Source organism: Gilliamella sp. B3127 (assembly GCF_026536935.1).
GTDB classification, from domain to species: domain Bacteria; phylum Pseudomonadota; class Gammaproteobacteria; order Enterobacterales; family Orbaceae; genus Gilliamella; species Gilliamella apicola_E.
In genome coordinates this window covers 85965-107259 of record NZ_JAFNNI010000004.1, presented here as the reverse complement: position 1 = coordinate 107259, position 21295 = coordinate 85965, and the positions used below count along the sequence as shown (strand labels likewise).

Genomic DNA, 21295 nt, shown 5'->3' with positions numbered 1-21295 from the left:
CTCCAAAATAACCTGTTACGGGTAACATTTTGACATTTTAATCCATTATTGCAATTCAAAAAAGTTGATTTTGTGATCTGGATCATACTTTGTTTTGGGTAAAGGTCTTTATCACGATTTGGGATCTCAAGTTTATATTAAAAAATAGATTTCGATCACAAAAATATAAAATCTTATTTGTTTTTTATTTCGAAAGTATTTAATCTTTCGATATTGTTTTTGTTTTCGAAAGTTATAATTTAAAACGTAATATTAAAAAGATAAAAAATGGAGAGTAAATATGAATAAATGTCAGCTTCTTTTCGAAGACAATCTTAAATTTGACAATGAGTTAGCCTTACTGACTTATTTAAGTCAACATTTACAAAAAAAAGGGATTGTCAAACAGAGCCATTTGAAAGCTTTACTTGATCGGGAAGCATTATATCCAACCGGTATTTTGCTCGATGGCTATGCGGTGGCTATTCCACATTGTGAAGCTGAACATGCTAACAGTCCTGCGATTTTTATTCTTCGTACCCAATCTCCGGTTTCGTTTCAACGTGCAGATGAAGATGGCACCGTTGATGTTTCATTGATTATTTCATTGGTAGTGACTTCACCAGCTGATCAACTATCACTGTTGAAAGCACTTTTTACCCATTTACAAGATAAAGAATTTTATCACTTTTTATTAAGTCGTTCACAAAACGAAGTGGTCGAACGTTTTAATGAAGTGATATTTAATCAATAAGTTGTTTAGGAGGCATTATGAAAAAAAAGATTATTGTTGCATGTGGTGGCGCCGTTGCGACGTCAACTTTAGCAGCAGAAGAGATAAAAGAGCTATGTAATGAAAATAATATTGAGCTCGATTTAGTGCAGTGTCGTATTAATGAAATTAATACCTTTATTGATGATGTCGCCCTGATCTGTACGACGGCAAAAATGGATCAAACATTTGGCGATATTCCGATTGTGCATGGTATGCCTTTTGTGTCTGGCGTTGGAATTGAGCAGTTAAAAGCAAAAATATTGTCAATTTTAAAAGGATGAACCTATGTTTACTGAAATTATGCAGTACATCTTAGATTTGGGACCGTCTGTAATGCTACCCATTGTGATTATTCTGTTTTCACTTTCGCTAAGAATGAAAATTGGTGATGCATTAAAAGCCGGGATTCATATTGGGATTGGCTTTGTCGGTATTGGTTTGGTGGTTGGCTTATTAACCAGCTCAGTTGGGCCGGCAGCTCAAGCTATGGCAGAAAGATTTGATATTAGTTTGAATGTTGTCGATGTTGGTTGGCCTGGCGCAGCCCCTATGACGTGGGCATCGCAAATTGCGCTGGTTGCCATTCCCATTGCCATTGCAGTAAACATTGCCATGTTACTTTTAAGATTAACCCGTGTTGTTAATGTTGATATTTGGAACATTTGGCATATGACCTTCAGCGGGGCGCTGGTTTATATTGCAACCGGCTCTTACTGGCTAGGTATTGCTGGCGTGGTTGTACATGCAATTATTGCTTATAAATTGGGGGATTGGTTTGCTAAAGATACCAAAGATTTTTTTGAACTTGACGGCATTGCCGTGCCACATGGTACTTCGGCCTATTGTGGACCGATAGCGGTATTTGTCGATGCGGTGATTGAAAAAATACCTGGCATTAGAAAGATTAATTTCAATGCGGTAGATATGCAAAAAAGATTTGGCGCATTTGGCGAGCCAGTCACAGTTGGTCTATTTATGGGGATTTTATTAGGCGTATTAGCCGGTTATGGGGTTAAACAGACCTTGCAACTTGCGATTCAAACCGCAGCGGTAATGCTATTAATGCCAAGAGTAATTAAACCTATCATGGACGGTTTAACCCCAATATCTAAACAAGCACGTAAACATCTTCAATCAAAATTTGGTGGGCAAGACTTCCTTATCGGTTTAGATCCGGCACTATTGTTAGGTCATTCAACTGTTGTTTCTGCCAGCTTAATTTTTATCCCGTTAAGTATTTTTATTGCCATTGTGCTGCCCGGTAATGAAGTTCTTCCTTTTGGTGACTTAGCAACTATCGGCTTTTTTATCGCAATGGGTGTGGCGATTCATCAAGGCAATCTGTTTAGGATTATTATTTCCGGTTCAATCATTATTGCTATTACCTTATGGATTGCAACGCAAATGGTGCCACTAACCACTCAGCTTGCCGTCAATGCCGGTACTATTACTGCTGGTAATGGCATCTCGGTTGGTGCGATGGATCAAGGTGGTTCGCCAATTACTTATATCTTAGTTCAACTGGTTAATTTAAAACAACCGATCGGGTTTGCCTGCATTGGTCTCTTTTACCTGTTTTGCCTATTTTTGACCTGGCAACGCGCGCAAAAATACAAATTGTTATTAAAACAGCAATATGTAGAAGGTGCAAATAGCGTAAATGAGCAATAAAAAAGCCATTTTTTAAATCCATTAAGTAACGTTCACTGTTAAACCAGTGGACGTTAGAACAGCAACCTATTTGATTATTAACATAGGAAAATAATATGAAAGCAGTCGTTGTTAATGATGAGGGGACTTTATCTGTAGAAGATATTGAGATGCCCAAAATCACTTCACCAGATCAAATTCTGGTGAGAGTGGCGTATTGCGGGTTATGTGGTTCTGATATTCCACGCATTTTTCATCATGGTGCACATTTTTACCCAATCACACTTGGTCATGAATTTAGTGGTACGGTTGTCGAAATGGGCAGCGATGTGACAGAGTTTGAGATTGGTGATCTGATCTCTTGTGTACCTTTATTGCCTTGTTTTAAATGTGATGAGTGTCAAAAACATTACTATTCACTTTGTAAACATTACACCTTCGTTGGCTCAAGAATTACTGGCGGATTGGCACAGTATATCGTCATAAATAAGAGAAACGCCTTTAAGTTACCGAAAAGTGTTAGCCCTATCGAAGGGGCATTTTTTGAGCCAATGACTGTTGGGATGCATGCACTGTTATTGGCTGACGGTTGTCAAAATAAGAATGTGGTGATTGTTGGTGGCGGTACCATTGGTTTGCTTGCTATGCAGTGCGCCAAAGCGATGGGAGCTAAATTTGTTGCGGTATTAGATATTAATCAAGAGCGTTTAGATCTGGCTAAAAAGCTAGGAGCTGATGCGGTTTATCACTCTAAAAATATGACAGCTTCGGCGATCTATGAAGCACTGATGCCACATCGATTTGATCAGGTGGTGTTAGAAACCGCCGGCACACCAGCGACAGTAAGCTTAGCCATTGAAATAGCTGGCGCTAGAGCCAAAGTCGGTTTGATTGGCACATTGCATCATGATGTGACCCTTTCAGAAAAAACATTCGGGATGATTTTACGAAAAGAGCTTGAGATCTTAGGAAGCTGGATGAATTACTCTGCACCATGGCCAGGCAAAGAGTGGCAACTCGTTAGTCAGTTTTTTGTTGACGGTAAAATCAGGTTAGATGAGCTAATTGCAGGGGTGGGTGATTTTAATGAATTTACTCAACAAGTTAGTGCATTAAACGGTCATCCAATGAACGGTAAAATTTTATTAAATTGCATTTAATTATCTGATTTAGATCAGCTATTAAAAATGAGCGCTTATCTTTTGATTTTGTTTGTTATACACTGCTGAAGAATTTTCGAAAAAGGAAATATTATGAATGCAAGTGAAAGACGTCAACAAATAGTCGAACTTATTAATGCGAAAGGAACTGTTTTGGTTAGTGATTTATCAGGACAATATGATGTTTCGGAAGTGACAATCAGAACAGATCTTCGTTTGCTGGAAAAACAAGGTGTTTTGACTCGATTCCATGGCGGGGCAACCAAAATCATGAGTAAAGGCGATTTAAAATCATTTAAAGAATTGCAATTAGAAGAACGTTATCAGCGTTTTATAGAGGCTAAAAAACGTATTGCAATTGAAGCAGTTAAACATGTCAAAGAGGGTGATACCATTATTTTAGATAGTGGTAGTACTACAATGTTGATAGCTGAAGAGTTAGTAAAACTCAAGCATATCACTGTCATTACCAACAGCCTTACTTCTGCATTTATTTTGTCGGATAACAGTGACATTATGTTATTTATGTGTGGTGGTACGCTGAGGCATAAGACTCGTTCTTTTCATGGAAAAATTGCTGAGCAATCGTTAGACGGCATTTCTGCTGATATTTTGTTTGTTGGTGCAGATGGAATAGATGCAAAAAGAGGAATAACAACGTTTAACGAAGGCTACACTATCAGTAGTGTGATGGCTAATGCGGCAAGGCAGGTTATTGCAGTTTTAGATTCATCAAAATTTGGACGAAATGGCATTAATATCGTATTACCACTTAATAAACTAAGTACCATTATTACCGATACTGATGTCGATAACAGTTATAAACAACAATTTGAAGAAAAAGGCATTGATTTTATAGCTGTTTAAATTCTGACTGGTGATTGTGTATCTTTTTGAATAAAGCTTAAAAGATTTTTTAGCTAAATAGTTGATTTTATATAGTTAACGTAATAATGACAATGGATTGTTGTTGGCTATTATGTTGATTAATATTATTAAACTAATTTAATTGATTAAGCTTGTTATTTCTCCCAACGATATGATTTTGCAATCAATATGTAGGCGAGAATATGATATTAACAATTACCATGAATCCTTCTGTGGATATCTCTTATCCACTCAATACACTCCATATTAATGACATTAATCGTGTTACAAATGTTAAAAAAACCGCCGGTGGTAAAGGGCTAAATGTCACACGAGGTGTGAAATTTTCGGGCATCAATGTGTTAGCCTCAGGTATTGTTGGCGGTACAACCGGCCAGTATATTCAAAAACAGTTAGATAGTGACAATATCCATTACCATTTTTATGTTACTAAACATGAATCACGTAATTGTATTGCGATATTACATGAAGGTAATCAAACCGAAATTCTAGAATCTGGGCCAACACTCGAACAAAAAGAGGTGGATGCCTTTTTAGCGCACTATCAAACGTTAGTGGATAAAGCCAAGGTAATGACCATTTCAGGATCTCTACCACAAGGTTTCCCGGTTGATTTTTATGCCACATTAATTCAAATCGCCAATAAAAAAGCCATTCCTGTTTTACTAGATTCCTCCGGCAAAATGTTATTAGCTACGTTGGTCTCTGAACATAAACCTTACTTAATTAAGCCGAATAAAGATGAATTACAACAAATAATTCAGATGGATATTGATGTTAATGATACTGCTTCGTTGATTAAGGCGGTTGATCATCCACTGCTGAATGCAATCCCTTTTATCATCATTTCACTGGGTAAAAATGGAGCTTTTGCTCGTTGTCATCAGCAATATTATCAAGTTTCAATTCCTAAAATTGATGTTGTCAATCCGGTTGGGTCTGGCGATGTGACGTTAGCGGGTCTTGCAGTAAGCATTCATGAAAACGAATCGATAGAAACCATGCTCAAAAGGGCGATGACGATGGGCATGTTAAATGCCATGGAATCGCAAACCGGCTTTGTGAATATGCACAATTATGATGATTATTTCCAACAAGTTATTGTTAACCAAATTTATTAAATATTAATTAAGGAGTTATTATGTATCTTATTTCAAGTCAAGAGATGTTAAAAAAAGCGCAACGTGAAAATTATGCTGTTCCGGCATTTAATATTCACAACCTTGAAACAATTCAAGTTGTGGTTGATACCGCAAAACAGTTGCAGTCTCCGGTTATATTAGCCGCGACACCCGGCACTTATCGTTATGCCGGCACAGAGTATTTAATCAACATTTGTAAAACAGCGGCCCAAATTAAACATTTCCCGTTTGCTTTGCATCTTGATCACCATGAAGATGTCGATGATATTCAAGCTAAAATTGCCGGCGGTATTCGCTCGGTTATGATAGATGCTTCACATCATCCCTTTGAAGAAAATATTGACATTGTGCGTAAAATGGTCGAATTTAGTCATAAATTTAATGCCAGTGTTGAAGCTGAATTAGGGCGTCTGGGTGGACAAGAAGACGACCTTGTTGTGGATGATAAAGACAGCGCCTTTACTGATCCGGATGCGGCAAGGGAATATGTCGAGCGAACAGGCATCGATTCTTTAGCGGTGGCAATTGGATCGGCTCATGGTATGTATAAAGGTGAGCCTAAATTGGATTTTGATCGATTAGCCAAAATACGCGATAAAGTTGCGATTCCTCTGGTGTTGCATGGCGCTTCGGGAATACCTGAAGCAATGGTGAAAAAATCGATTTCATTAGGTATCTGTAAAGTGAATGTGGCAACTGAATTAAAAATTGCTTTTTCAGATGCGTTGAAACAATACTTTCAAGCTCAACCGGATGCTAACGATCCAAGGCACTACATGCAACCGGCTAAACTGGCAATGGCGAAAATTGTGGAAGATAAAATTCGTATTTGTGGAAGTGCAGGTAAACTATAATATGAAAGCTAAAGGTATTTTGTTTGATTTAGATGGTACTTTGGTTAACTCTCTACCAGCAGTTGAGCGCTGCTGGTTGAAATTTGCTCAGCGGCATCATTTAGATGCCACTAAGGTATTAACAACCATTCATGGGCGTAAAGCTATCGATAATATTAAGCTGTTTTTACCTGATCAGCCCACTAGTTTGATTGAGCAAGAATATCATTGGATGGAGCAATTAGAGTCAAATGATGTACAAGGGATTGATGAAATACCGGGCGCAAGCGATTTTCTGCAGCTATTATCATCAATGAATATCCCTTGGGGGATTGTCACTTCCGGCACTAAAATTGTGGCTGAAGCAAGATTTAGTTTGCTACAGGTTGCTAAACCGCCGGTATTTATCACCGGCGAAATGGTGGCTAACACCAAACCAGCTCCAGACGGCTATTTGCAAGGCGCAAAACTGTTAGATTTAGCAGCCAGTTCGTGTATTGTTTTTGAAGATTCCGCTGCGGGCATTGAGTCAGCAAATAAGGTTAATTGTCAGGTGATTGGTGTCAATACGTCTAATTTGATTAATCATCATGCTCAGCTAACTATCGATAACTTTAATGATCTGATTGTTGAAAAAATCACAGGTAGCGATCAATTCATTATTAATAAAAAAACGTTTTGCTAATAGGATAACACCCGGCAACCTGCTTTTGCTCCACACAAGCGCAATCTATTTAACCGTCTTTAGATTGAAAGCATACAAAATTTAGCATAAATTTATGCATACTTTCAATCAGATAAAGGTTATTGCGTTGCCTTACTCATCGCTTGTTTAAAGGTTGAAAAAGTACAAAAGCCCTGCATGTTAATTGGGAAATTCCCCATTTCTAACGTCACTTTAGGTGGTGGGTTTCGCCGGTTTAATTTGGTTAAATGACGAATTTGAACGGTGGATTGATAAAAATATTCAATTTTCATCATCACTGGTCGCTTGGAATAATAGTAAAGAAGAAAGTTATTGAACCGCGGAAGCGTTTCAATAACTTATGTATGAATAAATTAATTAATTTGCGTTTGATTGTCTGGTTTTTTCAAGCGATTAACAAACATCATCACGATAAAAGCAATAACGGTTAAATAAATAATGAATATCCCATATGTTGATAACATATCGACAAATGAGCGTCCTCGTATACCTATATCGCGGAAAAAGCGGAAGAGCCAAACTAATGGAAATGCGTGGCTGACATAAAATGCCCAGATTGGCATAATGCCTACCGCCATGGTTGAGCCACCCATAATGAATCCCGGTGGAACAAGGAAAATCATTCTGCTAGCCCCTTCGCCTGGATGATTGGTATTCCAAGATAATAAGAAGCCTAACCAGCCAAAAGCGAGTCCAGTCATAAATACACTAGGTACAAAAATAAAGTAATTACCATCAAAACGTAATTGTCCAAATAAAACCAGTATTGCAGTAATTAAAGTTAAAGCAGTGGTATAAAATAGGGCATAAGGCACGGTTCTCGCTAATAGTGGTACAAAACCACGTTCTATTACGGTATTCCACATCCCCATTGTTTTTAATCGGCCAATTATCATTAATGATGTTAATCCATACGTTAATGACGAGAAGAAGTAAACGAAATAGATTATAGTGGATATTGTTGATGAACTAGATGGATTAAACATGGTCCTAGTTTTCAATTGCATTGGTGATAAGGTTGCTTCAGTTGCTTCTCTTCCAAGTCCTAATGCTGCAACTTTACCAACGCTCAATTCAGCACCTGATTCAGGGATGATTTCATTAAGACTTTGCATTACCTTGGCATTTTGTGCATCATTTGAATCATCAGCAAAATAACCTAATTTAACGGTTTGATCCCCTTTTTTTAGAGACTTTTCAAGTCCTTTAGGAATATATAACACTCCTAAATTACGGTCGTGTGATACTAATGTAATTGGATTTATTGGTGAGCGAATTACTTCTGTTATTTCAATAAATGGTGAAGTATTTACTTTACTGATTAATTCAGTTGAGTAATTGGAACCATCAAGATCAATAACAGCAATTTTTCCTTCAAAAACTGAACCATGGCTTAGCACAATTGAAAAAACAAGTGATACGATAGCAGCTAAACCTAAGCACACTTTATAATAAGGAATGAAGTGGCCTGATAACATAGCATCAAGCTCTTCAAGCATAGATTTAATGATGTTTTGCATCATTGATCAACCTCAATTGTCATACCAGTTAATAAATGCGGTATAGGTTCTATATAAATTCTGACTTGATAAGATGTTAAATCTGCCTGTCCTCGTTCCCGAGTCATTCGTAAATCAGCAAATGAAGGCGCCGCTGTTGCAAAACGGACAGTACCTTTTACTGTTTTGTCCAGGGCAATCACATTAGCTTTTACTTTAGTTTCAGGTTGATAATCATTAACCATTTTTTCGTTAACATAGATGTCAACATATTTACGGTCTGTTTCTAACAATACTGCTGGTGCGCCAGCAGGCACCATTTCACCATCTTCAAACATTAGTTTTAGTACTTTTCCATCTTCTGGTGCAACTAATGTAAGGCGGCTATAATTTACTTTCAGTTGCTTTAAATCAGCTTCGGCTTGTGCGAGTTGAGCACGGATTTGAGCAAGCTGATTTTGGCGATTTTGCAGTTTTTGTCTAGCAATAGTAATCGACTGCAATGTCATTCCCGTTGCATTTCTAGTTTGTTCAAACTGGGTGATTTGCTCAGGTGATGCACCAATCATCAATGTTGATAATTGACTTTCAATCTGTACAACTTGCATTTTTGAATTAATGTAGGCATTGCGTGCAGCATCAAGTTGTGATTGTGAAGAGCCTCCAGTTTTTCTTAATTGAGTATGACGTTGAAATTCAGTATTAGCTAAGTCTCGAGAAGATATTGCAGCTTCTAAGTTCGCTTTAACTTCTTCTATTTTCCGCCACGTTGATAATTCATTGAGGTTAGTTTCATTTTCAGTGATTTCGATTGCTGCTTGTTCTTGATTAACTGCGGCTGTTTGACTATCAACTAGCGCTTGTAAGCGATCTATTGATAGCTGCGTATCAGTATCTTCAAGTTGCATTAATGGATCGCCTTTTTTTACAAATTGTGATTCTTGGACAAACCGTTTAATGACTTTGCCACCTACATTTTGAAATGCAACATTGATTTCATCAGCAGTTAATACGCCTGATTTGATACTTTTAGCAACAGTTACTGCATCGTTCCTTGAACCAAGACAAATCAATGTTGATCCAATTAGAAGTAGCAATAAAAATATAGCAGGAATTTTAATGTTTTTTGGTAAATCGAAGTTTAGTTTATTTTTCATTTATTTAGTCAGCTAAGTATATTGTTAGAATATCATGATTTTTAGTGATTAAAAGCAATTATTTACGTAATAATTTACGTAACATTGCAATTAAAGATTCCTGCTCTTGTGCATTTAAAACCTGAGCAAAAGCACGAATCGATTTTAAGTGATTAGGTAGCGCTTTTTGTATAAGATTTACACCAGTTGTGGTGAGCCTGATTAGTCGAGAACGACCATCTTCCCCACTTTTCGTCATCGATATTAAAGGATCTTGCGCAGCTAACATCCGTTTAACCATTACTGAGACAGTTGCAGGAGTGACGCCAACTTTCAATGCTAGCTCGCTAGCGCAGGTTTCACCTTCACTATACAATGACATTAGCAATGCAAATTTTCCTTCAGAAACATCATAATCTTTTGCAAGTTGTGCATAAATATTAGAACGAATTAAATCGGCAGTAGTAATTAAACTTAGGACCAGATCAACGCCTGAAACCTCGATAATTTCATCATTAAAACTTTGTGCTTTTGCTAAAGTTTCGCGCGAAGGAAGTATTCTTGAGTTGTAATTCAATTGCTTTACCTAATTTATTTAGTCGGCTAATTATACTGGTTTGTCCTAAATTGGCAATTGTTTTTTTACTTTAGTTTGAGAGGTTGATCTCATTAATTTGTTAATTTTCATTGATATTTAGTTAGTCAAGAATGATAACTTATTGTTTTAAAGCTTATTATTTAATCTACTACTAAAGTGGTAATCCTTGAGGGTAATTATATTCTATTTAAAGTTCCTTAAAATATCGTATAGATAAAAATTAAATAATTGAATTAAAAATAAATTTGGAGCTTTTTATGAGTAAAACCAATCTCGTTATTATAGGCAATGGGATGGTTGGACATCGTTTTGTCGAAGAAATTATCGAAAAAATGCAGTCTGATAATTTTAAAATTACCATCTTTTGCCAAGAACCAAGAGTAGCTTATGATCGTGTTCATCTTTCTTCCTATTTTTCAGGCCATACTGCAGAAGCTCTGTCTTTAGTTCGGGAAGGCTTGTACCAAGAAAATGATATTAATATTTTACTTAATGAACGGATTATTTTGATTAATCGCCAACGTAAAGAGGTGCATTCACAAACTGGGCGTATTGTTTCTTATGATAAGTTGATTATTGCAACGGGCTCTTATCCATGGGTTCCTCCAATTAAAGGTGCTGAAGGGGCGAATTGTTTTGTTTATCGTACCATTGAAGATCTCGATGCGATTCGTGATTGTGCTAGTAATTGTAAAATAGGTGCAGTTGTCGGTGGAGGTTTACTTGGACTTGAAGCTGCTGGTGCATTGAAAAACTTAGGTGTTGAAACTCATGTTGTCGAATTTGCTCCAGTCTTAATGTCAGAGCAACTTGATGCAATGGGTGGTGATCAACTTCGTAGAAAAATCGAAGAGATGGGAGTTGGAGTTCATACAAGCAAAAATACTCAAGAAATTATTCATACCCCATCAGGTAAAGTTATGCAATTTTCTGATGGTTCATCACTTGAAATTGATTTTATTGTTTTTTCAACTGGCATCCGTCCCAATGACCAATTAGCTAAAGCGTGTGAATTAGATATTGGACCTAGAGGAGGTATTGTTATTAACGATTATTGCCAAACTTCAGATCCGGATATTTATGCCATAGGTGAATGCGCCTGTTGGCAAGGTAAAGTTTACGGTTTAGTTGCACCTGGTTACAAAATGGCACAAGTTGCCTTAGCACATTTAATCGGTGAAAGCGCTAAATTTGAAGGTGCCGATATGAGTGCTAAACTCAAATTAATGGGAGTCGACGTTGGTAGTATTGGTGATGCAAAGGCTAAAACAATAGCTAGCAGAAGCTATGTTTATTTAGATGAAAGTGTACCAGTTTATAAAAAGTTAGTGGTATCTAATGATAATAAAAAACTATTAGGTGCTGTTTTAGTTGGTGATACATCTGATTATAGTAACTTGCTGCAATTGATGCTTAATGATATGGATTTACCTGAACATCCTGATTCTCTAATTTTACCATCACATGCAGGTGCTAAGCCTGCATTAGGCGCTGACGCATTACCTGATAGTGCACAAATATGTTCTTGTTTTGATGTGACAAAGGCAAAAATTGTTCAAGCTATTCATGCTGGTTGTCATACTGTTGCTGCAATTAAAGCTGAAACTAAAGCGGGTAGTGGATGTGGTGGTTGTATACCACTAGTAACGCAAATCCTTAATTTGGAATTAGCGAAACAAGGTATTGAAGTAAGCCATGCACTTTGTGAACATTTTAAATATTCTCGGCAAGAGCTTTTTCACTTAATTCGTGTTGAAGGATTAACTTCCTTTGATGAAGTGATAAAAAAACATGGTACCGGCTATGGCTGTGAAGTTTGTAAACCAACAGTTGGCTCTATATTAGCTTCATGTTGGAATAATTATATTCTTAAACCAGATCTTGTACCGTTACAAGATAGTAATGATATCTTTTTAGGTAATATTCAAAAAAATGGTACTTATTCAATTATTCCTCGTAGTGCTGGTGGTGAAATTACTCCGGAAGGATTGATTGCGGTTGGTCAGATTGCTAAGAAATACAATCTCTATTCAAAAATTACTGGTTCACAACGTATAGCGTTGTTTGGTGCGCAAAAAGATGATCTTCCTGCTATCTGGAAAGAACTGATTGATGCTGGTTTTGAGAGTGGTCACGCTTACGCTAAGGCATTACGTATGGCAAAAACTTGCGTAGGTAGCACTTGGTGTCGGTTTGGGGTAGGAGATAGTGTTAGTTTAGGTGTCGAATTAGAAAACCGCTATAAAGGTATTCGAGCGCCTCATAAATTCAAACTTGGTGTTTCAGGTTGTACCCGTGAATGTGCCGAAGCTCAGGGTAAGGATATTGGCGTTATTGCAACTGAAAAAGGTTGGAATCTTTATGTTTGTGGTAATGGTGGTATGAAACCTCGTCATGCCGATCTTTTAGCTGCAGATTTAGATCGAGAAACCCTTATTCGCTACCTAGACCGTTTCCTTATGTTCTATATTCGTACAGCGGATAAATTACAACGGACTTCTGTCTGGTTTGAAAACCTTGAGGGGGGGATCGAATATTTGCGTAGTGTCATTATTGATGACAAATTAGGTATCAATGACGAACTTGAAAAAGAGATGGCTCGCATTCGTAAGCTTTTTGTTTGTGAATGGAAAGAAACTGTTAATAATCCAGAAGCACAAATCCGATTTGCTCATTTTATTAATAGTCCTAAACGAGACGATAATGTTCAGTTTGTACCTGAGCGACAACAACATCGTCCCGCCACCCTTGAAGAACGTCAAGTTATGTCAGGAGAGTAGATTATGAGTCAATGGGTAACTATCTGTAAAATTGAAGATATTTTTCCTGAAACAGGAGTTTGTGCTTTAGTTGGTAAAGAGCATGTCGCTGTTTTTCGTCCTTTTCATTCTGACGAGCTTTATGCGATTAGTAATATTGATCCTTTTGCTAATGCTAGTGTGCTTTCTAGGGGGATTATTTGTGAGCATGAAAATGAATTATGGGTTGCTAGTCCTCTGAAAAAACAACGCTTTCGTTTAAAAGATGGTTATTGTTTTGAAGATGCAAGTTATTCCATCGCACACTATGAGGTCAAAATTGATAATGATGGATTTGTTAAAGTTAAATTTAGCTAATAAATAAAAATAGGAATAATAAATGTATACAGAAACAATTAATAAATGTGCTGTTAATGCAGCACGTATTGTTAAATTAGCTAAAACCAATCCTATAGGGTTTTGGCTAAGTTCTGCTATGGCTGGTGCTTATGTTGGTCTGGGTATCATATTAATTTTTACTCTGGGTAATTTGCTTGATGCATCAGTTAGACCTTTAGTTATGGGAGCAACATTTGGAATTGCATTAACTTTAGTTGTTATAGCGGGCTCGGAGTTATTTACTGGGCATACCATGTTTTTAACATTTGGTGTTCAAGCTAAAAAGATTACACACTTTCAAATGTGGTGGGTATTACCACAAACGTGGCTAGGCAATTTACTGGGATCTATTTTTGTTGCTGCTTTATTTTATTGGGCTGCAAGCCCATTATTGGCAACAGATACTTCCCTTATACATACTGCGGCATTAGCAAAAACATCCACTCCCGCAATGGCGCTGTTTTTTCGTGGAATTTTATGTAACTGGTTAGTTTGTTTAGCTATTTGGATGGCAAATCGAGTTGAAGGTTCAGCTAAATTTATTGCTATATGGTGGTGTTTATTGGCATTTATTGCTTGTGGGTATGAGCATAGTGTTGCTAATATGACGTTATTTTCTCTTTCTTTGTTTGGAAATCATACTGATGCCTATACTTTAGGTGGTATTGGGCATAACTTGTTATGGGTTTCATTGGGTAATTTAGTATCTGGAGCACTGTTTATGGGCTTAGGATATTGGTTTTCAACACCTAAAGCAGATCGACCTTAATCATTATTGAATAAGGTTGTAATTGTTTAGCTTACTGTTTTTAAGAATTATTGGATTATTAACAGTAAATTTTTTAGATCAATAAGATATTAATGGTTGTTTTTAAAGTCTATGGATTATTTACCTTTATTTTGTAAATTAGAAAACCGTGATTGCTTATTAGTTGGTGGTGGGGAAATAGCCGAGCGTAAAGCTCGGTTATTGCTTGAAGCTGGCGCAAATTTAACTGTCAATGCTCTTGAATTTACTCAGCAATTTGTCTGTTGGCAAGAACAAAAACAATTGGTTTTAATACAAGGTGAATTTGATACACAACTACTCGATAATAAATGGTTAGTTATTGCTGCAACAGATTGTCAACAAACCAATCAGCAAGTCAGTATAGAATCAGAAAAGCGACGTATTTTTTGTAATATCGTTGATTCACCTAAAGGTGCTAGTTTTATTATGCCTTCTATTATTGATCGCTCTCCAATAATGGTTGCGATATCTTCAGAAGGTCATGCTCCTGTATTGGCACGGTTATTACGTGAAAAATTAGAAGCGATTTTACCGCAAAATATTGGAAAACTAGCAAAATATGCTGGTTATTTACGTAATAAAGTAAAAGCAACTTATCAAAGCATGACTGAACGTAGAAGATTCTGGGAAAAGCTATTTACACATGATAGGTTAGCTCAAGCTATAGCTAATAATGATTCAGAAAAAGTTGAAATGTTAACTAATGAATTATTTGAAGAGCCAGTTGATTATCGAGGTGAAGTGGTTTTAGTTGGTGCCGGTCCGGGTGACCCAGGGTTGTTGACATTAAAAGCTCTTCAACAAATTCAACAAGCCGATATTATTGTTTACGATCGATTAGTATCCGATGAAATAATGAATTTAGCTCGACGAGATGCTCAGCGAATTTTTGTCGGTAAGCGGCCTGGTTTTCATTGTGTGCCACAAGAACAAATTAACCAAATATTACTTGAGCAAGCCCAAAAAGGGTTGCGAGTAGTAAGACTTAAAGGTGGTGACCCCTTCATTTTTGGTCGAGGCGGAGAGGAGCTTGAAACACTATTTGATGCTAATATTCCTTTTTCGTTAGTACCAGGAATTACAGCTGCTTCAGGATGCTCAGCTTATAGTGGAATACCATTAACTCATCGTGATTATGCTCATAGTGTTCGTTTAATTACGGGTCATTTGAAAGATGGCACTCATTTGGATTGGCAAAGTTTAGCTGCTGAAAAACAGACTCTCGTTTTTTATATGGGGTTATCACAAGCAGAAAATATTAAAACACAATTAATTAAACATGGTATGGATAGTAATATACCTGTGGCTATAGTAGAAGAAGGTACAAAAGCCAATCAGAAAGTTGTAGAGGGATTGTTATGTGATCTTACTCAACTTGCATTACATGCTTGTAGTCCTAGTTTAATTATTATTGGACGTGTAGTTGCATTACGCAAAAAGTTAAATTGGTTTTCTAAACTTTAATGTTAGATAAAGTGAAGAATGGCATAATTAGTACTAGCTATTCTTTACTTTGTAAATACCATACAGTCATTTCCATTCTTGATTTAAAATTTAGTTTTTTAAATATACTTTTTATATGGACTTTTACTGTGTTTTCGACAATATCTAACTCTTTCGCTATTAATTTATTTGATAATCCTTGAACTAATAAATTAAATATTTCTCGTTCTCTTGGTGTGAGTAAATTAATATTATGGGACTGGCTTGTAGTCGTGCCTCCACCATGACGCATATAATCAAGAATAATAGGTGAAATTGCTTCATCCATGGTGATTTTGCCTTCAGAAATATCTATTAATGCTTTCAGAAGGTTTTCCGGTTCCATATCTTTTAATAAATAGCCATCAGCACCGGTTTTGATAGCAGTAATGATATCTTCTTTTGCATCTGATACAGTAAATATAATGATTCGTGCAGAAATATTTTTTTCTCGTAAATAACGCAAGATTTCTAATCCATTCACATCATTCATATTGATATCTAATAAAATAATGTCCGGATCAAGTGTTTCTGCAAGCATAACCCCTTCTAAGCCAGAGCCTGTTTCACCGATAACCTCAAAATTATTGATTGTTTTTATAAGTTGCTTAACCCCATTTCTTAACATGGGATGATCATCAATAAGTAATATTGAACTTTTAACTTGTTCCATTTGTTATTCTTCTATCATTTTAAATGGGATCATTGTAGTTGCTTTAAACGTTATTACAATCTCAGTGCCTAGATTAGGCTTACTATTAATGGTTAAATTGCCATTTAATATTCCAACTCTATCACGCATAATTATTAATCCATAATGATTATCTTGATTAGCATTATTTTGTAAACCAATACCATTATCTTTTATGCTGACACTAATAATCTGATTATCATCAATAGTTAAACTTATTTTAACTTGTGTTGCATTAGCATGTTTATAAATATTATTTAAAGATTCGCGTACACATTGCAATAGATGGAATGCATATTTGCTCTTAATGATATTGAGAGGTAGTTGATATTCAGCTTGTATTTTAAATTTCAATTTTTGATTAAATTCTTCGATCAACTCCATTAAGCTGGCATAAAAACCGGTTTGATTAAGTCGTAAACGAAAAGAAGTTATTAATTCTCTTAATTGAGAATAAGTAATATTAACTTCTGTACGCATTATAGCTAGCAAATCACTACTTGTTTGTGAGGTTAAATCTGGTTGCATTTGTAAGCAACTAAGATGAATTTTTAAACAAGAAAGAGATTGTGCTATAGAGTCATGTAACTCTCTGGCCATTGCTGAGCGCTCTTTCATTAATAGATATTGTTTTTGTTGTTCTATTTGCCTATCAAGCATTAGTGCTGTCGTCATTTGCTCGACTAAGGCTGTAATTAAATTTTCTTGTTCTGCACTTAGATGCATTGTTGATGGTTGTAGAGCAAATAAAATACCAAATTTTTCACCTTTTTCTTGAAGATACCAATAACGTTGAAATCCATTTTCTTGATAAGATTTTGATGGAATAAGGCAAGCGTTACATTCTGAATTTTGGCAATAAGGTAGTCTTTGTTGGTTGGCATAGCTGATTTGTTGATAATGTTCTATATTATCCGACTCATAAAAACGAATTTGAAACTGTGTTAATGGCACTAATTCCTCAAGCTGGCGGAGTATAATTAAAAAGCGTTCACATAATGGATCTGATGTGTGCAGTTGTTTTATAGCTTGATACTGAAACGACAATATTTTATTGATTTGTTGTAATTCGGCAGTTTTTTCTGTGACACGTTCTTCTAATAATTGGTACTGCAATTCAATTTGTTCTGCCATTTCATTGAAGGCTTGCCCCAATAAATCAAATTCGTTCTTTTTACTTTTCTTACTGTTAAATCGTTGGCTAAAGTTATGTTGCGAAATAGATTCAGCCATATTAATTAATTTGCGCCAAGGCGCAAGAAGATAACGACGTAAATAGTAAATTTGCGCAAGAAGAAATAGAACAATAAGAATGATAAAAACAAATTGCAATTGTGATATATAATGGATTTGATTTTCTGTTTTTTGATCAATTTGATGGACTAATTTATCGGTCTGAGTTACAAACTTATCAATTTCATTTTTTATTTCATCTATACTGTTTGCTTGTTTAATTTTGGGGACAATATCAGTTATCCATTGAGACTGTAATTGGTTAAGCTCATCAATTAAATGGTAACGTTCAAATAATTTTAATTGCTCAGAAGACGGAATATCATTAAAAATATTAAGTCGATCATAGTCCTTTTTTTCAATCGGGATCATGGCTAAAAATTGATAGCTTTTCATCCTAATTAAACCCAATTGGTTTATCATATAAGCACTGCCTTTAGTATCATTAGCTACTTGTATTGATAAAAACAAAGCTAATAACGCCATGGCACCTAAAGAAAACATTAAAAGTGTTAAACGATTTAAAATAGATGCACTGTAGCGAAATTTTCTTTTTAGCATATCGATACTCAATATTTTTGTGTTAAATATTGTTTAAATAAATAATAATTTAGCTCTATTGTATCGTGAAAACCGTTGATCAAAGATCTTTTTTATGACTTTTTGCGATCTTTTATTAAACAGCGCTTGCAACAAGCATAAATTTTGCGTAAAATTCACGCCCTATAAGATTAATCAATGCAGACATATATGTTAAATCAGGAATCGTCTGCTTTTTATTGCGGAGTTAAGTATGTACGCAGTTTTCCAAAGTGGTGGTAAACAACACCGAGTTAGCGAAGGACAAGTCGTTCGCTTGGAAAAAATTGAAGTCGAAACAGGTGCAGAAGTTGTTTTCGATAAAGTTTTAATGGTAGCAAATGGTGAAGACATCAAAGTTGGTGCTCCGTTTGTTGAAGGTGCAACAGTTAAAGCAGAGATTGTTGAGCACGGTCGTGGCGAGAAAGTGAAAATTGTTAAATTCCGTCGTCGTAAACACTATCGTAAACAACAAGGTCACCGTCAGTGGTTCACTGATGTGAAGATCACTGCAATCGCTTAATAGGAGTATCGAACAATGGCACATAAGAAGGCTGGTGGTTCATCACGTAATGGTCGTGATTCCCAGAGTAAACGTTTAGGTGTTAAACGTTATGGTTCTCAAGAAGTTCTTGCTGGTAATATTTTAGTTCGTCAACGTGGAACTCAATTCCACCCAGGTACTAATGTAGGTTGTGGTCGTGATCATACCCTATTCGCGTTAGTTGATGGACAAGTTAAGTTTGAAGTTAAAGGACCTAAAAACCGCCGTTATGTTAGTGTAGTTGCTAACAGCTAATAAACCAGCGGTTCATAAGTTATAGAAGCCTCACAGTTATTGTGGGGCTTTTTTCATTTCTTGAAATTTATATAAATTAATTCATTATGATAAAACAGCAAAATGTTAAATTAGGTTTTGCACTAGCCATGTTGACGTCAGTGATGTGGGGACTCGTGCCAATTGCTATGAAATATGCATTAGTTGTTATTGATCCATTAACGTTAGCTTGGTCACGCTTAAGTATATCAGCAGTAGGTATAACGCTTTGGTTGGCTTATAAAAAACAATTTCCTAATTTGATGATGTTTAAAAAACGACGCCGTTTTATTCTATTAATGATTGCCGGATTTGGTTTATTAGGTAATTTTGCGCTTTTTGCTACAGCTGTTCAGTATTTATCTGCAACTACAGCTCAAGTTGTTGGACAAACTGGCATTGTCATATTTATGATTTCTAGTGCTTTTATTTTCAAAGAGAAATTAAGACCAACACAAATTATTGGTATTACTATATTGTTAATTGGTTTAGCGCTATTTTTTAATGAAAATCTAGCAGATCTCTTTGCCAATATGTCTTCATATGGTATAGGTGTGTGGCTGGCCTTATTAGCCTCTATATCATGGGCATGTTATGCATTAGCGCAAAAAGTATTATTAAGAAAATTAAGAGCAGAGCAGCTACTTTGGTTGATTTATCTTATATGTAGTATCTTTTTATGGCCTCTAGCATCGCCGACTAAAATTGCTAATGCTGATTTTAGTCAATTGTTTGCAATTATTTTTTGTGGTTTAAATACTATTATTGCTTATGGTGCTTTAGTTATGGCAATGGAGCGTTGGCAAGCTGCGCAAGTAAGTGCTATAACAACACTGACACCACTTTTTGCACTGATTTTCTCAGATTTATTTGCTTTACTATGGCCAGAAAAGTTTGTAATGCAATATTTAAATATTATAGGTTATATTGGCGCGGTATCTGTTGTAGCAGGTGCAATGTTTGCAACAGTTGGACATCATTTATGGCAACCTAGAAAGGGCTGGCTGATTAACCGAAAAAAGAGGACAAATAATGAAATTTGTAGATGAAGCTTCAATTCGAGTGGAAGCTGGTGACGGTGGCAATGGTTGTGTTGGTTTCCGTCGTGAAAAATATATACCTAAAGGTGGTCCTGATGGTGGCGATGGTGGAGATGGTGGCGATGTATTTTTTATTGCCGATGAAAATCTAAACACACTCGTGGATTTTCAATTTGAAAAGAACTATCGCGCTGAACGTGGTCAAAATGGACAAGGTTCTGATTGTACCGGCAAGCGAGGTAAAGATATTACCGTTAAAGTACCTGTTGGGACTCGTATCACTGACAAATATACTGGTGAAATTATTGGTGATCTAACTCATCATCAACAAAAAGTTCTTGTGGCTAAAGGTGGTTTTCATGGGCTTGGTAACGCACGTTTTAAATCATCAGTGAATCGCGCACCAAGACAAAAGACTGATGGTACGCCGGGTGAAAAACGTGATGTGCTACTAGAACTTTTACTATTAGCTGATGTTGGTATGTTAGGTTTGCCTAATGCAGGTAAATCAACGTTTATTCGTTCAGTTTCAGCAGCAAAACCGAAAGTCGCTGATTATCCATTTACAACTTTAGTACCTAGTTTAGGGGTAGTTAGAATGGATAATGAGCAGAGTTTTGTTGTTGCTGATATTCCAGGGTTGATTGAAGGAGCATCGGATGGCGCAGGACTTGGTATTCGTTTTTTAAAACACTTAGAACGCTGTAGGATTTTAGTTCATCTAATTGATATTGCACCAATTGATGAATCAGATCCAATTGAAAATGCTAAAGTTATTATTCAAGAACTTCACCAATATAGTGAAAAATTAGCCAATAAACCGCGCTTGTTAGTTTTCAATAAAATGGATGTATTGGGTGAAGAAGAAAGTGCCAAATGTGCAGCAGAAATTGCAAAAGCACTCGATTGGAATGATAAATATTATGTGATTTCAGCAGTTAATCATGAAGGGGTAAAAGCTTTATGTTGGGATCTAATGGACTACATGAATGCGCATCCTCGTGAAGCAGAAGAAGCAGAAACGGCAGCAGAAAAAGTTGAATTTATGTGGGATGATTATCACCAACAAGCGATGGATGAGGCTTTTGATGACGATGATTTTGATGATTGGGATGACAGTGACGAAGAAGGGGTTGAATTTATCTATCAAAAATAGTAAT

22 protein-coding genes are annotated in these 21295 nt (G+C 36.1%); 16 read left to right on the top strand and 6 right to left on the bottom strand.

The annotated features are described in order from the left end of the window. Positions 1 to 280: 280 nt before the first annotated feature. From gatA to J3U00_RS07740, 8 genes are all read left to right on the top strand, one after another. A complete protein-coding gene (gatA, locus tag J3U00_RS07775; RefSeq protein WP_267332088.1) occupies positions 281 to 733 on the top strand; it encodes a PTS galactitol transporter subunit IIA in 453 nt (150 codons plus the stop codon). 17 nt (positions 734 to 750) lie between these two features. Continuing rightward, positions 751 to 1035 (top strand): PTS galactitol transporter subunit IIB, encoded by a 285-nt coding sequence (gene gatB, locus J3U00_RS07770; RefSeq protein ID WP_267332087.1) that lies wholly within the window; start codon positions 751 to 753, stop codon positions 1033 to 1035. Between the two features lie 4 nt (positions 1036 to 1039). Next, positions 1040 to 2425, top strand: a complete 1386-nt coding sequence (locus J3U00_RS07765) for a PTS galactitol transporter subunit IIC (protein WP_267332086.1) — start codon at positions 1040 to 1042, stop codon at positions 2423 to 2425. A gap of 95 nt (positions 2426 to 2520) precedes the next feature. Next, positions 2521 to 3564, top strand: a complete 1044-nt coding sequence (locus J3U00_RS07760) for an alcohol dehydrogenase catalytic domain-containing protein (RefSeq protein WP_267332085.1) — start codon at positions 2521 to 2523, stop codon at positions 3562 to 3564. Positions 3565 to 3657: 93 nt separating this feature from the next. After that, positions 3658 to 4431, top strand: coding sequence for a DeoR/GlpR family DNA-binding transcription regulator (locus tag J3U00_RS07755; RefSeq protein ID WP_065734965.1), 774 nt, complete (start codon positions 3658 to 3660; stop codon positions 4429 to 4431). Positions 4432 to 4634: 203 nt separating this feature from the next. Further along, positions 4635 to 5573 carry a tagatose-6-phosphate kinase gene (gene lacC / locus J3U00_RS07750; protein WP_220225301.1) on the top strand — a complete coding sequence of 313 codons (939 nt, stop codon included), beginning with the start codon at positions 4635 to 4637 and terminating at the stop codon, positions 5571 to 5573. Positions 5574 to 5593: 20 nt separating this feature from the next. Next, entirely contained in the window at positions 5594 to 6448 is an 855-nt protein-coding gene (locus tag J3U00_RS07745) for a tagatose bisphosphate family class II aldolase (RefSeq protein WP_220225300.1), read from the top strand. Between the two features lies 1 nt (position 6449). Next, the gene (locus J3U00_RS07740) at positions 6450 to 7112 is read left to right on the top strand and encodes an HAD-IA family hydrolase (protein WP_267332084.1); all 663 of its coding nucleotides are present in this window, start codon (positions 6450 to 6452) and stop codon (positions 7110 to 7112) included. A 119-nt stretch (positions 7113 to 7231) separates the two neighbouring features. Here J3U00_RS07740 and J3U00_RS07735 read toward each other — a convergent pair whose 3' ends face one another. From J3U00_RS07735 to J3U00_RS07720, 4 genes are all read right to left on the bottom strand, one after another. After that, on the bottom strand, positions 7232 to 7408 hold the full coding sequence (locus J3U00_RS07735; RefSeq protein WP_176713967.1) for a hypothetical protein: 177 nt from the start codon (positions 7406 to 7408) through the stop codon (positions 7232 to 7234). Positions 7409 to 7486: 78 nt separating this feature from the next. Then, positions 7487 to 8656, bottom strand: coding sequence for an ABC transporter permease (locus J3U00_RS07730; RefSeq protein ID WP_218060058.1), 1170 nt, complete (start codon positions 8654 to 8656; stop codon positions 7487 to 7489). Further along, positions 8653 to 9789, bottom strand: a complete 1137-nt coding sequence (locus J3U00_RS07725; RefSeq protein ID WP_267332083.1) for an HlyD family secretion protein — start codon at positions 9787 to 9789, stop codon at positions 8653 to 8655. The genes J3U00_RS07730 and J3U00_RS07725 overlap by 4 nt, the downstream gene beginning before the upstream one ends. A gap of 58 nt (positions 9790 to 9847) precedes the next feature. After that, positions 9848 to 10345, bottom strand: coding sequence for a MarR family winged helix-turn-helix transcriptional regulator (locus J3U00_RS07720; RefSeq protein WP_065562925.1), 498 nt, complete (start codon positions 10343 to 10345; stop codon positions 9848 to 9850). A 278-nt stretch (positions 10346 to 10623) separates the two neighbouring features. Between J3U00_RS07720 and nirB the strand changes: the two genes are divergently transcribed. From nirB to cysG, 4 genes are all read left to right on the top strand, one after another. Further along, complete coding sequence (gene nirB / locus J3U00_RS07715) at positions 10624 to 13146, top strand: nitrite reductase large subunit NirB (RefSeq protein WP_220225296.1); 2523 nt, start codon at positions 10624 to 10626, stop codon at positions 13144 to 13146. 3 nt (positions 13147 to 13149) lie between these two features. Further along, positions 13150 to 13482 carry a nitrite reductase small subunit NirD gene (gene nirD, locus J3U00_RS07710; protein ID WP_267332082.1) on the top strand — a complete coding sequence of 111 codons (333 nt, stop codon included), beginning with the start codon at positions 13150 to 13152 and terminating at the stop codon, positions 13480 to 13482. A gap of 22 nt (positions 13483 to 13504) precedes the next feature. Next, the gene (gene nirC / locus J3U00_RS07705) at positions 13505 to 14272 is read left to right on the top strand and encodes a nitrite transporter NirC (protein ID WP_267332081.1); all 768 of its coding nucleotides are present in this window, start codon (positions 13505 to 13507) and stop codon (positions 14270 to 14272) included. 111 nt (positions 14273 to 14383) lie between these two features. Beyond that, positions 14384 to 15757 carry a siroheme synthase CysG gene (gene cysG, locus J3U00_RS07700; protein ID WP_065562921.1) on the top strand — a complete coding sequence of 458 codons (1374 nt, stop codon included), beginning with the start codon at positions 14384 to 14386 and terminating at the stop codon, positions 15755 to 15757. Positions 15758 to 15794: 37 nt separating this feature from the next. Here cysG and narL read toward each other — a convergent pair whose 3' ends face one another. After that, positions 15795 to 16448 carry a two-component system response regulator NarL gene (gene narL, locus J3U00_RS07695; RefSeq protein WP_065562920.1) on the bottom strand — a complete coding sequence of 218 codons (654 nt, stop codon included), beginning with the start codon at positions 16446 to 16448 and terminating at the stop codon, positions 15795 to 15797. A 3-nt stretch (positions 16449 to 16451) separates the two neighbouring features. Then, positions 16452 to 18260, bottom strand: coding sequence for a nitrate/nitrite two-component system sensor histidine kinase NarX (gene narX / locus J3U00_RS07690; protein ID WP_267332080.1), 1809 nt, complete (start codon positions 18258 to 18260; stop codon positions 16452 to 16454). 232 nt (positions 18261 to 18492) lie between these two features. On the opposite strand from narX, the gene rplU reads away from it, so the two are divergent. The 4 genes from rplU to cgtA all read left to right on the top strand — a co-directional run bounded on the left by rplU (position 18493) and on the right by cgtA (position 21291). Continuing rightward, a complete protein-coding gene (rplU, locus tag J3U00_RS07685; protein WP_065562918.1) occupies positions 18493 to 18801 on the top strand; it encodes a 50S ribosomal protein L21 in 309 nt (102 codons plus the stop codon). Positions 18802 to 18816: 15 nt separating this feature from the next. Continuing rightward, positions 18817 to 19077: a 50S ribosomal protein L27 gene (gene rpmA, locus J3U00_RS07680; RefSeq protein ID WP_034883716.1), complete on the top strand. Its 261-nt coding sequence runs from the start codon at positions 18817 to 18819 to the stop codon at positions 19075 to 19077. Between the two features lie 86 nt (positions 19078 to 19163). Then, positions 19164 to 20144, top strand: a complete 981-nt coding sequence (locus J3U00_RS07675) for a DMT family transporter (protein WP_065562917.1) — start codon at positions 19164 to 19166, stop codon at positions 20142 to 20144. Next, positions 20128 to 21291, top strand: a complete 1164-nt coding sequence (gene cgtA / locus J3U00_RS07670; protein WP_065734956.1) for an Obg family GTPase CgtA — start codon at positions 20128 to 20130, stop codon at positions 21289 to 21291. Before J3U00_RS07675 ends, cgtA begins: the two co-directional genes overlap by 17 nt. Positions 21292 to 21295 lie beyond the last annotated feature (4 nt).